A 13,284-nucleotide genomic window follows, 5' to 3' on the forward strand; every position below is an offset into this window, starting at 1 on the left:
TCACCCCCTCCGGCGACGATCCTCCCCTGACTACGGGGTCGTCCGCCGGGGATTCGGGGTTACCGGCCGGTCACGCGGCGGTGTCGGACTTCAGGAACGGCCCGACCCGCTTGCGCGCGATCAGCACGCAGACCGCGAACGTGATCACCGCGCCCGCGACGGCCTGCGGCACCGTGTACGCCCGCCCGTCGAACGCGGACCCGGTGGGCGGCAGGATGACCGCGATGATCGCCGAGGTGACCATCGCGAACAGCCGGAACTTCGGCCCGACCACCGCCGTGGCCAGCGGGATCGCCGCCCACAGCACGTACCAGGGTTGCAGCACCGGCCCGAGCACGAGGATCGCGCCCAGGGCCGCGCCCAGCCCGTTCATCGCCTTGATCCGGCCCTTGAAGCTGCGCCACAGCAGGATCACCGTGATCACCGCGGACACGCCCTGCCCGAGCAGCCGGGTCAGCGAGATCATCGCCTCGGTGTGGTTGCCGAGGCCGAGCATGATCCCGGTGCCGGCTCCCAGGAAGCCCAGCGCGGTCGGCGGCGACATCCACGACTTCACCGTCGAGGCGACGTTCAGCGTCTCGACCCAGCCGAAGCCGAACCCGGTGCCGAGGCAGATCACCACCACCCCGGCCGCGGCTATCACGGTCATGATCCCGGCCACCAGTGCCAGGTGCTTGAGCCGGCCGCCGAGCTTGCGCGCCACCAGCACGCCGAGGAACCCGAGCGCGGCCATCGCGGGGATCTTCACCATCGCGCCGCACACGATGACCCCGGAGCCCAGCGCGATCCACGACCACTTCAACGGCTCCAGCCCGCGCATCGCGAGCTCCAGGCCGACCAGCATGAGGCCGAGCGCCAGCCCGTCGTTGTGCACGCCGATGACGATGTGGAACAGCACCAGCGGGTTCAGCGCACCCAGCCACAACGCCCCGACCGGCGGCACCCCGAACCGGGCGGCGAGCCGGGGCAGCGCCCACACGATCATCGCCAGGCCGCAGAGCACCAGCAGCCGGTGCACGAACACGCCGGACACCACGTGGTCGCCGGTCAGCATCGCGGTCAACCGGCCGAACGCGAGGAACAGCGGCCCGTACGGCGCGGGCGTCTCCCGCCAGATGTTCGGCACACCGCGCGTCAGGACGTGGTCGACGCCCAGCGCGTTGGCCGGCCCCAGCTCGTACGGGTCGAGCCCGCGCGCGGCGATCTCGCTCTGCGCCAGGTAGCTGTAGACGTCCCGGGAGAACATCGGCACGCAGAAGACCAGCGGAACGGTCCACATCAGCAGCGTGCGGTCCATCTGACCGCGTGAGATGAGCCGTGGCCTGCCAGGACGCACGAACCGGCCCAGCGCCAGCCAGGCCGACACGATCATGAAGATGCCGGTCCAGACGACCCCCATCGCGACGCTGGGCATCCTCGAGAAGAGCCCGAGGACCGGCACGCCGTAGAGCGGCGAGTAGATGGGCGCGGCGCCGCCACCGAGGGACCCGACGGTCAGCAGCAGAGCGCCGATGGTGCCCCAGCGGCGGACGATGTCCAGCTGACGACGCTCCCGACCGTTCAAGAGGTCGCTCTCCGGAGTTACAGCTCCGCCGTTCGTGGACATGTCAGGAGCGTATCGAGCCACGTTCAGCCGTGAGTCAGGTCACCCTGTGACCGCGATCTTTGCGACCTCCGGCGAAATACGCAACACTGGTGTTGTGAAAAACGCCGAGACCCACCTTGACGCCGTGCCGCAGCACGACGGCAGGACTCGGCGTGCTGTCGCCAGGCTCCTCCTGGAGCAGGGCCCGGTCACCGCGGCGGGTATCGCCGAGGAGCTGGGCATCAGTCCCACGGCCGTGCGTCGTCACATCGACGGGCTGCTCGCGGACGGTGAGGCGACGACGAGGGACGCACCCCGGCAGACCCAACGTGGTCGTGGCCGTCCCGCGAAGCTCTTCCTGCTGACTGACGCCGGACGCGCCCGGTTCGGCCACGCCTACGACGACCTCGCGGTCGCCGCCCTCAGGTTCCTCGCCCAGACGGGTGGGGAGGAGGCAGTGCGCGCCTTCGCGCAAAGTCGTGTCGACGCACTCGTGGACGGTCATCGTTCGACGATCGTGGCCCAGGTCACGCCCGCCGAACGGGCCAAGGCCCTTGCGACCGCGTTGAGCAGGGAAGGCTACGCTGCGGCGGCGCGAAATGTGGGTACGGGCGAGCAGTTGTGCCAGCACCACTGCCCGGTCGCCCACGTCGCCGCCGAGTTCCCCCAGCTGTGTGAGACCGAGACGGAGACGTTCGCGAACCTCCTCGGTACCCACGTGCAGCGCCTCGCGACGATCGCCCGCGGCCACGCCGTGTGCACGACGCACATCCCGAACAGTTCACCCAGTTCCCCCGGCTCCGCCGGAAAGCTCGACCCAGATGATGGAGGGGAGCCCGCATGACTGCCGCTGCCGAGCAGCGCACGCCCACCACGGTGCAGTCTCCGCTCACGCAGGAAGAGACCATCGCGTCTCTCGGCAACTACGAGTTCGGCTGGGCCGACTCGGACACTGCCGGCGCGAGCGCCCGCCGAGGCCTCAGCGAGGATGTCGTCCGCGACATCTCGGCGAAGAAGGACGAGCCCGAGTGGATGCTCGAGTACCGGTTGAAGGCGCTCAAGCTCTTCGACCTCAAGCCGATGCCGAACTGGGGCGCTGACCTCTCTGGGATCGACTTCGACTCGATCAAGTACTTCGTGCGTTCGACCGAGAAGCAGGCCACCTCCTGGGAGGACCTGCCCGAGGACATCAAGAACACCTACGACCGCCTGGGCATCCCGGAGGCGGAGAAGCAGCGCCTCGTCGCCGGTGTCGCCGCCCAGTACGAGTCCGAGGTCGTCTACCACCAGATCCGCGAGGACCTGGAGCAGCAGGGTGTCATCTTCGTCGACACCGACTCGGGCCTGCGCGAGTACCCGGAGCTCTTCAGGGAGTACTTCGGCTCGGTCATCCCGGCCGGTGACAACAAGTTCTCCGCGCTGAACTCCGCGACGTGGTCCGGTGGCTCGTTCATCTACGTGCCGAAGGGTGTCCACGTGGACATCCCGCTGCAGGCCTACTTCCGGATCAACACCGAGAACATGGGCCAGTTCGAGCGCACGCTGATCATCGTCGACGAGGGTGCCTACGTGCACTACGTCGAGGGCTGCACGGCGCCGATCTACTCCTCGGACTCGCTGCACTCGGCCGTGGTCGAGATCATCGTGAAGAAGGGCGGCCGCTGCCGCTACACGACGATCCAGAACTGGTCGAACAACGTCTACAACCTGGTCACCAAGCGCGCCAAGGCCGAAGAGGGCGCGACCATGGAGTGGGTCGACGGCAACATCGGCTCCAAGGTGACCATGAAGTACCCGGCCGTCTTCCTGATGGGCGAGCACGCCAAGGGCGAGGTCCTCTCGATCGCGTTCGCGGGCGAGGGCCAGCACCAGGACGCCGGCGCCAAGATGGTCCACATGGCACCGCACACCTCCTCGACCATCGTGTCGAAGTCGGTGGCGCGTGGCGGTGGCCGCACGTCGTACCGCGGCCTGGTCCAGGTCAACAAGCGGGCGCACCACTCGAAGTCCACGGTGAAGTGTGACGCGCTGCTGGTCGACACCATCAGTCGCTCGGACACCTACCCGTACGTCGACGTCCGCGAGGACGACGTGCAGATGGGTCACGAGGCCACGGTCTCGAAGGTCTCCGAGGACCAGCTGTTCTACCTGATGTCGCGCGGCCTCAACGAGGACGAGGCCATGGCGATGATCGTGCGCGGGTTCGTCGAGCCCATCGCGCGTGAGCTCCCCATGGAGTACGCCCTCGAACTGAACCGCCTGATCGAACTGCAGATGGAAGGGGCCGTCGGCTGACATGGCCGCCCTGTCGACTCAACCTCACTCCCACGGAGCTGTCGTCCCCGTCGCCTCGCGCGCAGAGCACTTCACGTCCTACGACGTGGACGCGTTCGAGGTCCCGGGCGGCCGTGAGGAGATCTGGCGCTTCACGCCTCTCAAGCGTCTTGCCGGTCTGCACTCCGGCGCTGCGGCAACGGGTTCCGCTGCCGTCGAGGTGAACGCCGCCGCCGGTGTCACCGTCGAGACGGTCGGTCGTGACGACGACCGCCTCGGCAAGGCCGGCGTGCCCGGCGACCGCATCGCGGCGCAGGCGTACACGTCCTTCTCCAACGCCACGATCGTGACGCTGCCCGGCGACGCGAAGACCGAGCCGACCACCGTCACGGTGACCGGCGCGGGCTCCGGCACCGTCGCCTACGGCCACATCCAGATCAAGGCCTCGCAGTTCGCCGAGGGCACCGTGATCCTGGACTTCCGCGGTTCCGGCGTGTACGCGGACAACGTCGAGTTCCTCGTCGCGGACGGCGCTCACCTCACGGTGATCACCATCCACGACTGGGCCGACGACGCCGTGCACGTCTCGCAGCACCACGTGAAGCTCGGCCGCGACGCGACCATCAAGCACACCGTGGTCACGCTCGGCGGCGACGTCGTGCGCGTGACGCCGGTCGTGCAGTACGCGGGTCGCGGTGGCGACGCGGAGCTGTTCGGTCTGTACTTCGCGGACGCGGGCCAGCACCAGGAGCACCGGCCGTTCATCGACCACGGGCAGCCCAACTGCCGCAGCAACGTCGTCTACAAGGGCGCGCTGCAGGGCGAGGGCGCGCACGCGGTGTGGATCGGCGACGTGCTCATCCGTGTCGCCGCCGAGGGCACCGAGACGTTCGAGCTGAACCGGAACCTGATCCTGACCGACGGCGCGCGTGCCGACTCGGTGCCGAACCTGGAGATCGAGACCGGCGAGATCGAGGGTGCGGGCCACGCCAGCGCCACCGGCCGGTTCGACGACGAGCAGCTGTTCTACCTGCAGGCGCGCGGCATCCCGGAGGACCAGGCACGGCGGCTCGTCGTGCGCGGCTTCTTCCAGGAGCTGATCGCGAAGATCGCCGTCCCCGAGGTGCGCGAGCGTCTCGAGGCCGCCATCGAGGCAGAGCTCGAGGCGGTCGGCTCGTGATCAAGGTGTGTGCACTGTCCTCACTGGACGACCGCAAGCCGTTCGCCGCCAGCGTCGACGATGTCGACCTCGTGCTGGTGCGCGACGGCGAGCGGGTGCACGCACTCGCGGATCTGTGCTCGCACGCCGCGGTGTCGCTGAGCGAGGGCGAGGTCTCCCGCAAGGGGATCGAGTGCTGGTTGCACGGGTCGTGCTTCGACCTGGAGACCGGCAAGCCCTCGTCGCCGCCCGCCAGTGAACCGGTCGACGTCTACGCCGTCGACATCCGTGACGGCGACGTGTTCGTCGACGTCACCGTCACCACGAACTGACTTTCAGCTACACCACCAGGAGAACGGCAAGTCATGGCCACCCTTGAGATCAAGGACCTGCACGTCTCGGTCGTCAGCGAGGACGCTCCCAAGGAGATCCTCAAGGGCGTCGACCTGACGATCAAGGCCGGCGAGACGCACGCCATCATGGGCCCCAACGGCTCCGGCAAGTCCACGCTGTCCTACGCGATCGCCGGGCACCCGAAGTACACGATCACCTCGGGCACCGTCACGCTCGACGGCGAGGACGTCCTCGAGATGTCCGTCGACGAGCGCGCCCGCGCCGGCCTGTTCCTCGCCATGCAGTACCCGGTCGAGGTCCCCGGCGTCTCGATGTCGAACTTCCTGCGCACCGCCGCCACCGCCGTCCGCGGCGAGGCCCCGAACCTCCGCCACTGGGTGAAGGAGGTCAAGGGCGCGATGGCCGACCTCGACATCGACCCGGCGTTCGCCGAGCGTTCGGTGAACGAGGGCTTCTCCGGCGGTGAGAAGAAGCGCCACGAGATCCTGCAGCTGGGCCTGCTCCAGCCGAAGGTCGCGATCCTCGACGAGACCGACTCCGGCCTCGACGTCGACGCGCTGCGGGTCGTGTCCGAGGGCGTCAACCGCTACAAGGCCTCCGGTGAGGTCGGCGTCATGCTGATCACGCACTACACCCGGATCCTCAAGTACATCCAGCCGGACTTCGTGCACGTCTTCGCGAACGGCCGGATCGTCGAGTCCGGCGGCCGCGAGCTCGCCGACCAGCTCGAGTCCGAGGGTTACGTGAAGTACACCGGGAAGACGGAAGCCGCGGCACTGTCCTGACGTTGCAGGTGTTGAGAGGAGGCGCTGTGACCACCACCGCAGCACCATTGGACGTGACCGCTCTTCGGGCGGACTTCCCGATCCTGTCTCGCACCGTTCGTGACGGGAAGCGCCTGGTCTACCTGGACTCCGGCGCCACCTCGCAACGCCCGACGCAGGTACTGGACGCGGAGAAGGCATTCCTGCAGACCGCCAACGCGGCGGTCCACCGGGGGGCCCACCAGCTCGCGGAGGAAGCGACCGACGCGTACGAGGGTGCGCGTCAGCGCATCGCGGACTTCGTCGGCGCCGACTTCGGCGAGCTGGTGTTCACCAAGAACGCCACCGAGGGCTTCAACCTCGTGGCGTACGCGATGGGCAACGCCGCCACCGCCGGTCCCGAGGCCGAGCGGTTCCGGATCGGTCCCGGCGACGAGATCGTCGTGACCGAGATGGAGCACCACGCGAACCTCGTTCCGTGGCAGCAGCTCGCCTCTCGCACCGGCGCGACGCTGAAGTGGTTCACGCTGACCCCTGAGGGTCGTCTCGACCTGTCCGATGTGGACAGCGTGATCACGCCGCGCACCAAGGTCGTGGCCTTCACGCACCAGTCGAACGTGACCGGCGTGATCAACCCGGTCGACGTGCTCGTCGCGGCGGCGCAGAAGGTCGGCGCGCTCACCGTGCTGGACGCGTGCCAGTCCGTCCCGCACGGCCCGGTCGACTTCCGCAAGCTCGGCGTCGACTTCGCGTCGTTCTCCGGCCACAAGATGCTCGGCCCGTCCGGCATCGGTGTCCTCTACGGACGCCGCTCGTTGCTGGAAGCGTTGCCCCCCTTCATCACCGGCGGCTCGATGATCGAGCTGGTCCACATGGAGGGCTCGACGTTCGCGCCGCCGCCGCAGCGCTTCGAAGCGGGTTCGCCGATGACGTCCCAGGCCGTCGGTCTGGGCGCGGCGGTCGACTACCTTAGCGTCGTGGGCATGGAACGCATCCACGCCCACGAGCACGCGCTGACCGTCGCCGCGCTGGAAGGTCTCTCGGGCATCAAGGGTGTTCGCCTGATCGGCCCGCAGGACGCGGTCGCCAGGGGCGGCGCCGTGCCGTTCGAGATCGAGGGCGTCCACCCGCACGACGCCGGCCAGGTGCTGGACAGCCTGGGCATCGCGGTCCGCGTGGGCCACCACTGCGCGTGGCCGCTGCACCGCTGCCTCAACGCCCAGTCGTCGGTGCGCGCGTCGTTCTACCTCTACAACACGCTGGACGAGGTCGACGCACTGGTCGACGGCGTCCGCGAGGCGCAGAAGTTCTTCGGGGTGGCCTGATGCAGCTCCAGCAGATGTACCAGGAGATCATCCTGGACCACTACAAGAACCCGCACGGCCGAGGCCTGCGCGACCCGTTCGACGCGGAGTCGTTCCAGGTGAACCCGACCTGCGGCGACGAGGTGACGCTCCGCGTGCACGTCGTCGACGACGTGGTGCGTGACGTCTCCTACGACGGCCAGGGCTGCTCGATCAGCCAGGCCTCGACGTCCGTGTTGACGGACCTCGTCGTGGGTAAGCCAGTGGGCGAGGCGTTCAAGAAGATGGACGCGTTCGTCGAGCTGATGCAGGGCCGCGGCAAGGTGGAGCCCGACGAGGACGTCCTGGAAGACGGCATCGCGTTCGCCGGTGTCGCGAAGTACCCGGCACGCGTGAAGTGCGCGCTGCTGGGCTGGATGGCCTTCAAAGACGCAGTAGCACGAAGCCAGGGAGCAGCATGAGCACCGAAGAAGTGGTCCGGGGAGCCGAAGGCATGCCGGTCTTCGAGCCCACGGCTGACGTCGCCGCGCTGGACGACGTGGAAGAAGCGATGCGCGACGTCGTGGACCCGGAACTGGGCATCAACGTCGTCGACCTCGGTCTCGTCTACGACATCCACATCGACGACAAGAACGTCGCCACCATCGACATGACGCTCACCTCGGCGGCCTGCCCGCTGACCGACGTCATCGAGGACCAGACCCGCGCGGCCCTCACCGGCGGCGGTCTCGTGTCGGACTTCCGCATCAACTGGGTGTGGATGCCGCCGTGGGGCCCGGAGAAGATCACCGACGACGGCCGCGAGCAGCTGCGGGCGCTCGGCTTCACCGTCTGAGACCCGGTTCTCCGAACGGCGCGCATCCCTCAGGGGGTGCGCGCCGTTCGTTTTGTGCGGTAGCCGCTCCTGATCACCACGGCCACCGGGCAGCTGATTTCCCAGTTTCTGGGAGCGCATTAAATGCGTTGCGATCCCGCGCGGTTGTCGCCTAACTTGATCCCATCACGACCGACAGAGAACAACCGGAGGAAGACATGCTCGCCAAGGTCCAGCTCGCGGGATGGCGAATTCTCGCCCTCATCGCCGGCGGTCTGCTGGCAGTGGCGTGGGGCTCCACGCCATGACCTGATCCCCAGGTCATGACCTCGGAGCCGCCCACGGGAAACCCTGGGCGGTTTTCTTTTTCCCGCGCTGACAATGCCGACGAGCTTTGGAAGCGGAACGGATTCCAAACCCGTTTCCCGAGGGTTCGACTCCTTCCGTCGGTGCTGCACAACCGAATATGGCATGCGGTCGTGGTGAACTCGGCGGACACGTCGGTCTTCCAAATCGAAGCAGAGGGTTCGATGCCCTCCGGCCGCTCGCTTCAAGTGGATCCAGTGGCGCGGCTCGGACCGTTGGCTGGCAATTCACGCTCGGCAGGGGCGCCTCTCGGCACGCGATGCGCCCCTACCTGCCGCTCGCTTCAAGTGGATCTAGCCCAACTGGCAGAGGCACATGGTTGAGGGCCATGACAGTCGGGGTTCGACTCCCCGGATCCGCACGCCCCTGTAGCCCAACGGAAGAGGCAACGCGCTCAGAACGCGTCCAGTCCAGGTTCGAATCCCGGTGGGGGCACGGCACAACCGAACAAGGGGGACGCGCCGGCGCGCAGGTGATCCTTGCAAGATCGCCCCGGAGGGTTCGACACCCTCGTCTTCCACCGTCCCGTAGCTCAGCCCGGTGAGAGCGTCCGTCTGATACGCGGTAGGTCCCAGGTTCGAATCCTGGCGGGACGACCACCGTACAAAGGAAGCTGTGGACCACAGCAGCAGAGCGCTCGCCGCGGCCGGCGCGTTGTTCTTCGACGAGGCGGGACGCGTCCTGCTCGTCGAGCCGACCTACAAGCCGCACTGGGAGATCCCCGGCGGCGTGGTCGAACGGGGCGAGACCCCGCTCGAGGCCTGCCGCCGTGAGGTCGAGGAGGAGCTCGGCCTGGTCAGGGACCCCGGCAGGCTCCTCGTCGTCGACTGGGCGCCGGACGGATCCGACGAGCGGGTCCTGTTCGTCTTCGAAGGCGGCCTGATCACCGCCGATGACCACATCCGGCTCCAGGCCGAGGAGCTCCGGCGGTACGAGTTCGTGCCGCCGCACCAGGCCGGGCAGCGCCTGATCCCCAGACTCGCCCGCCGCCTCACCGAGGCGCTGCGAGCCCGGGACTCAGGCGAGACCCGCTACCTCGAACACGGCGTCGCCACTCAGGCGTAGACGCGTTCCACGAACGTGGCCAGCTGGTCCTCCGGCAGGTGCCGGGCCAGGTCCGCCTCGGACACCATGCCCACCAGCCGGTGGTCCTCGATCACCGGCACTCTCCGGATCTGGTGGTCCTCCATCGTCTGCAGCACGTGTGCGACGGAGTCCGAGGCGTCGACCCAGTGGACGTGGCAGCCGAACTCGCCGACGCGGGTCGTCGCCAGGTCCAGGCCGGCGGCGACAGCCCTGATCACGATGTCGCGATCGGTGATGATCCCGTGCAGCCGGTCGTCCTTGCCGCAGATCGGCAGGGAACCGACGTCGAGGTCCCGCATCGTGCGGGCGGCGTCGACGAGGCTCGCGTCCTCGTCCACGCACCGCACTCCGGCGTGCATGATCTCGCGCGCTGTGGTCACGACCTTCTCCTTTCTCGGCTCGTGAACCAGCATCCGCCCGCCTGGCGCACCTCGCAGCGCAGACCGCCGAACGGCTCAGCCACGCAGGCCCGGACAGCGCAGACGAACCTCAGACCGGCGCGGTCTGCGCGACGAGGAACCCGACCACGTCGTCCAGCCTGCCGCGGCGCGCGAACGCCCTGCGCTGCCGCGCCGCACCCGTGCCGTCGAGCAGCAACCGGTCGATCTCGTTGGTCACCATCTCGTGGTCACCGGCGAACTCGAGCGCCGGCCGGATCCACCGCAGCAGCGACGCGACGATCGTGGCCGCGGGCGTCGGCGCACCGGTCACCGGGTCGATGCCGAAGCCCTCCAGGCCGTCGCGCGCGGCACGCCACATCGCGACCTTCAACAGGTGCGGAGGGATCTTCGAGGCCATCGCACCGGAACTCAGCGCGGTGGTGGCGATCCCGCGCACCAGGGCGGCCATCAGGACGGCCTCCTCCACCGTCGGCGCGACGTCGGAGACCCGCAGTTCGAGCGTGGGGTGGTTGGCGGAGAGCCGGACGTCCCAGTAGAGCATCCCGGCGTCCATCGCCGCGCCGCTCGCGACGATCTCCTCGCGCGCCGCGTAGTACTCGGCCGCGGAGTCGAAGTGCGGCGGCGCACCCGAAGTGGGCCAACGGTTCCAGACCACGTACCGCCAGCTCGCGTACCCCGTGTCGCCGTCGAGCCAGTACGGCGAGTTCGCGCCCAGCGCCAGCAAGGTCGGCAGCCACTGCCGCAGGTGGTTGCTCACGAAGATCTTCGCCTCGTCGTCGGGCAGCCCGACGTGCACGTGGCAGCCGCAGATCGCGAGGTCGTTGGTGAGCGCGCCCATCTCCTGCGCCATCCGGTGGTAGCGCGGGGAGTTCGTCAACGGCGTCGGCATCGTCAGGCCCAGCACGGGCGTCCCGGTCGCGGCGAGCCTCGCATCGTGGCGTGCGGCCCGTTCGATCAACGCCCGGCGCGCGACGGCCAGTTCCTCGCGCAGCGCGGCCATGTCCGTGCAGATGCCGCTGGCCGATTCCACCTGGTACTGCGCGATTTCCGGCTGCAGGTCGACCTCGAAGCGGTCGGCTCCGGCGAGAACTTCGTTGGCACGATTGGCCAGATGGCCCGTCGATTCCTCGACGAGCACGAATTCTTCTTCCACCCCAACGGTGAGGAGGCCGTCCATGCTCGTGCGTTGCGCGGGTACCGATTGAGTTCTGCTGCCGACGTGCACGCCGAACCTCCTGTGCGCTGAGTAGCGACAACAATGCTATGAGTGATCACGTTGTCGCACAGGAGGCGTTTGGTTGTACTTGTCAACTCACCGCGCGTTGCGCGACACCGCGCAGCACGTCGCGTCGTTCACTGCCCGGCCGGCCCATGACCCAGCTGGACCCGGCGAGCGACTTCGCGTGCTCCTTGACCGGTGCCAGCAAGCGCGATACCTCGCGATACGACCCCACTGATCCCGCAACACAGATAAGGGTCGCAAGAGAGAGAGTGATGTGTCGTCCCTCTGCCGTGTACGGCTTGTCGAGCAAATGGGCGGACAACGGCACCGTTTCGTCGAGCCCGGCGAGAATCAGGAAGTCGTCACCGCCGACGTGCCCCACCTGCACGCCGGGGAACGCGACCGCGAGGTCGGCCAGGTCGTGCCCGATCTCGCGGATCAGGTCGTCGCCGGCCGCGAACCCCACGGTGTCGTTGACCAGCTTGAAGCTGTCGACGTCGAGCCAGGACACCGCGAAGATCTCGCCGGCCTCGATGCGCCGGTCCACCTCCTTGGCGATGGCGTCGCTACCGGGCAGGCGCGTGAGCGGGCTCAGCGCGGCCGCCTGTTCCACCTTGAGCTCCGCGACACCGCGCACGACGTCCGCCACACGCACGACGCCCATGCACCGCTCGTTATGGTCCACGACGATGAGGTCGTCGTTGGTGCGCTCACGGTTCGCACCGGCCACCACGTCCAGCAGGTCGAGCGCCGACGCCTCGGTGCCGATGATGTGCGGCCTGTCCGCGAGCCGTGCGGCTTCCCGCTTGGCGTGCAGGGCGTGTCCGTACGGGCCGGTGACCGCGAGCAGGAACCGGTTGCGGTCGACGGACCACCTCGGGCGGCCCGCGTCGTCGACGAGCACGACACCGGTGACGGACGGCTGCGTCGCCAGGACCTCCCGCACCTCTTCGCTGGTGGCGTTCTCGGGCAGGGTCGTCGCCGGATGCAGGAAGTCCGTGACCCTGGGGCCGCTGTGCCGGCGGATCTCCCCGGTCTCCGTGACCGCCTCGGGCGCGATACGGGCGTTCACAGCCGGTCTTCGTTGCGGAGGAGCGAGCATGTTTCCCTGTGCGTGCCCCACGCCCAGTTTGCGCAGGTACGTCAGTTCGGCCTCGGTCTCCACACCTTCAGCGACGACCTGACCGCCCGTGTACTCGCCAAGGTGCACCAACGACCGCACGAGCGCGCCTCGCGCCGCGTCGTCCGGCAACGAGCGGACGATCTCGCGGTCGAGCTTGATGAAGTCCGGGGCCGCACTGGTGAGGAGCCCGAGCGGGACGTCACCCTCGCCCACGCAGTCGAGCGCGATTCGGAAGCCGTTGTTGCGCAGCGTCTGCATGCCACGGGCGAGCCGGGCGCGGTTGGCGCGGGAGTACGGCTCGCCGACCTCGATGACGATGCCGTCCGGCGAGCGGCCGGCGTCCCGGAGCGCGCCGTAGAGAGGGCTCATGACCTCGGGCTTGTCGGCGACCGTGATCGCGAGCAGGTTGACGTGCAACGGCAGCATCAGGTCGAAGTCGGCCGCGGAACGGATCGCACGGCAGGCGAGCCCGACATCGGCGTTGACCAGCAACCCCGCCCGGAAGGCGGCTTGAAGGAGGTCCTGCACGCTGCCGTCGTGCGGCCGGGCGAGCGCCTCGACTGCCACGACGCCCCCGGTGTTCAGGTTGAACAGCGGCTGGAAGGCGAACCTGACGTCATCCAGTAGAGCGGGCACGTCTCAGATCGTGCAGGCCCGAAGGAGCAGCTCCAAGAGGGTTCACCAGGTGTTCACCAGCTTGGCGCGAAGCCGCCACGGTGCCGCGCGGAACAGCCGCGCCATCGCCGCCGCGGTGCCTGCCACGTCCTCACGGCCGGAGAGGTAGGCGCGCTGGAGCTCGACGTCGAGCTGGAAGAACAGCTCGAAGAAGTCC

14 protein-coding genes and 4 tRNA genes (1 of these 18 running past the window's edge) are annotated in these 13,284 nt (G+C 68.4%); 13 read left to right on the top strand and 5 right to left on the bottom strand.

Annotated elements, in window-relative coordinates:
* Nucleotides 1-70: 70 nt before the first annotated feature.
* Entirely contained in the window at nt 71-1,606 is a 1,536-nt protein-coding gene (gene mptB / locus ACRSBM_RS10055) for a polyprenol phosphomannose-dependent alpha 1,6 mannosyltransferase MptB (protein WP_434442269.1), read from the bottom strand.
* A 94-nt stretch (nt 1,607-1,700) separates the two neighbouring features.
* On the opposite strand from mptB, the gene ACRSBM_RS10060 reads away from it, so the two are divergent.
* The 13 genes from ACRSBM_RS10060 (at nt 1,701) to ACRSBM_RS10120 (ending at nt 9,685) form a co-directional block, all read left to right on the top strand.
* Entirely contained in the window at nt 1,701-2,429 is a 729-nt protein-coding gene (locus tag ACRSBM_RS10060) for a helix-turn-helix transcriptional regulator (RefSeq protein WP_434442272.1), read from the top strand.
* Nucleotides 2,426-3,880: a Fe-S cluster assembly protein SufB gene (gene sufB, locus ACRSBM_RS10065; RefSeq protein ID WP_434442275.1), complete on the top strand. Its 1,455-nt coding sequence runs from the start codon at nt 2,426-2,428 to the stop codon at nt 3,878-3,880. Before ACRSBM_RS10060 ends, sufB begins: the two co-directional genes overlap by 4 nt.
* 1 nt (nt 3,881) lies before the next feature.
* Entirely contained in the window at nt 3,882-5,039 is a 1,158-nt protein-coding gene (gene sufD / locus ACRSBM_RS10070; protein WP_434442277.1) for a Fe-S cluster assembly protein SufD, read from the top strand.
* The gene (locus ACRSBM_RS10075) at nt 5,036-5,350 is read left to right on the top strand and encodes a non-heme iron oxygenase ferredoxin subunit (RefSeq protein WP_093601368.1); all 315 of its coding nucleotides are present in this window, start codon (nt 5,036-5,038) and stop codon (nt 5,348-5,350) included. Before sufD ends, ACRSBM_RS10075 begins: the two co-directional genes overlap by 4 nt.
* Before the next feature lie 33 nt (nt 5,351-5,383).
* Nucleotides 5,384-6,157: a Fe-S cluster assembly ATPase SufC gene (gene sufC / locus ACRSBM_RS10080; protein WP_434442282.1), complete on the top strand. Its 774-nt coding sequence runs from the start codon at nt 5,384-5,386 to the stop codon at nt 6,155-6,157.
* Nucleotides 6,158-6,183: 26 nt separating this feature from the next.
* Nucleotides 6,184-7,461, top strand: coding sequence for a cysteine desulfurase (locus ACRSBM_RS10085; RefSeq protein WP_434442285.1), 1,278 nt, complete (start codon nt 6,184-6,186; stop codon nt 7,459-7,461).
* Nucleotides 7,461-7,901: a Fe-S cluster assembly sulfur transfer protein SufU gene (gene sufU, locus ACRSBM_RS10090; protein ID WP_166054513.1), complete on the top strand. Its 441-nt coding sequence runs from the start codon at nt 7,461-7,463 to the stop codon at nt 7,899-7,901. Before ACRSBM_RS10085 ends, sufU begins: the two co-directional genes overlap by 1 nt.
* Nucleotides 7,898-8,275 carry a metal-sulfur cluster assembly factor gene (locus ACRSBM_RS10095; RefSeq protein WP_434442288.1) on the top strand — a complete coding sequence of 126 codons (378 nt, stop codon included), beginning with the start codon at nt 7,898-7,900 and terminating at the stop codon, nt 8,273-8,275. The genes sufU and ACRSBM_RS10095 overlap by 4 nt, the downstream gene beginning before the upstream one ends.
* A gap of 452 nt (nt 8,276-8,727) precedes the next feature.
* Nucleotides 8,728-8,800: transfer RNA gene (locus tag ACRSBM_RS10100), tRNA-Gly, on the top strand.
* Between the two features lie 107 nt (nt 8,801-8,907).
* Nucleotides 8,908-8,981 (top strand) — tRNA-Leu (locus ACRSBM_RS10105).
* 1 nt (nt 8,982) lies between these two features.
* Nucleotides 8,983-9,055: transfer RNA gene (locus tag ACRSBM_RS10110), tRNA-Leu, on the top strand.
* A gap of 86 nt (nt 9,056-9,141) precedes the next feature.
* A tRNA-Ile gene (locus ACRSBM_RS10115) sits at nt 9,142-9,219 on the top strand.
* A 16-nt stretch (nt 9,220-9,235) separates the two neighbouring features.
* On the top strand, nt 9,236-9,685 hold the full coding sequence (locus tag ACRSBM_RS10120) for an NUDIX domain-containing protein (protein WP_434442290.1): 450 nt from the start codon (nt 9,236-9,238) through the stop codon (nt 9,683-9,685).
* On the opposite strand, the gene ACRSBM_RS10125 is transcribed toward ACRSBM_RS10120, so the two are convergent.
* The 4 genes from ACRSBM_RS10125 to ACRSBM_RS10140 form a co-directional block, all read right to left on the bottom strand.
* On the bottom strand, nt 9,676-10,086 hold the full coding sequence (locus ACRSBM_RS10125; RefSeq protein ID WP_434442293.1) for a CBS domain-containing protein: 411 nt from the start codon (nt 10,084-10,086) through the stop codon (nt 9,676-9,678). The genes ACRSBM_RS10120 and ACRSBM_RS10125 overlap by 10 nt on opposite strands.
* A gap of 109 nt (nt 10,087-10,195) precedes the next feature.
* Nucleotides 10,196-11,284 carry a carboxylate-amine ligase gene (locus tag ACRSBM_RS10130; protein WP_434442296.1) on the bottom strand — a complete coding sequence of 363 codons (1,089 nt, stop codon included), beginning with the start codon at nt 11,282-11,284 and terminating at the stop codon, nt 10,196-10,198.
* A 130-nt stretch (nt 11,285-11,414) separates the two neighbouring features.
* On the bottom strand, nt 11,415-13,088 hold the full coding sequence (locus ACRSBM_RS10135; RefSeq protein ID WP_434442299.1) for a GGDEF domain-containing protein: 1,674 nt from the start codon (nt 13,086-13,088) through the stop codon (nt 11,415-11,417).
* A 42-nt stretch (nt 13,089-13,130) separates the two neighbouring features.
* Nucleotides 13,131-13,284, bottom strand: the 3' portion of a protein-coding gene (locus tag ACRSBM_RS10140) for a lycopene cyclase family protein (RefSeq protein WP_434442302.1). It continues 815 nt past the right edge of the window; the window shows 154 of its 969 coding nt (coding positions 816-969); its start codon lies beyond the right edge, outside the window; its stop codon occupies nt 13,131-13,133.

Source organism: Lentzea xerophila, assembly GCF_051094245.1.
GTDB lineage: Bacteria > Actinomycetota > Actinomycetes > Mycobacteriales > Pseudonocardiaceae > Lentzea > Lentzea xerophila.

Coding starts and splice junctions, on each gene's coding strand:
- mptB (WP_434442269.1), bottom strand. CDS start 1,606: ATGTCCACGAACGGCGGAGCTGTAACTCCGGAGAGCGACCTCTTGAAC.
- sufB (WP_434442275.1), top strand. CDS start 2,426: ATGACTGCCGCTGCCGAGCAGCGCACGCCCACCACGGTGCAGTCTCCG.
- sufD (WP_434442277.1), top strand. CDS start 3,882: ATGGCCGCCCTGTCGACTCAACCTCACTCCCACGGAGCTGTCGTCCCC.
- sufC (WP_434442282.1), top strand. CDS start 5,384: ATGGCCACCCTTGAGATCAAGGACCTGCACGTCTCGGTCGTCAGCGAG.
- sufU (WP_166054513.1), top strand. CDS start 7,461: ATGCAGCTCCAGCAGATGTACCAGGAGATCATCCTGGACCACTACAAG.
- ACRSBM_RS10095 (WP_434442288.1), top strand. CDS start 7,898: ATGAGCACCGAAGAAGTGGTCCGGGGAGCCGAAGGCATGCCGGTCTTC.
- ACRSBM_RS10130 (WP_434442296.1), bottom strand. CDS start 11,284: ATGGACGGCCTCCTCACCGTTGGGGTGGAAGAAGAATTCGTGCTCGTC.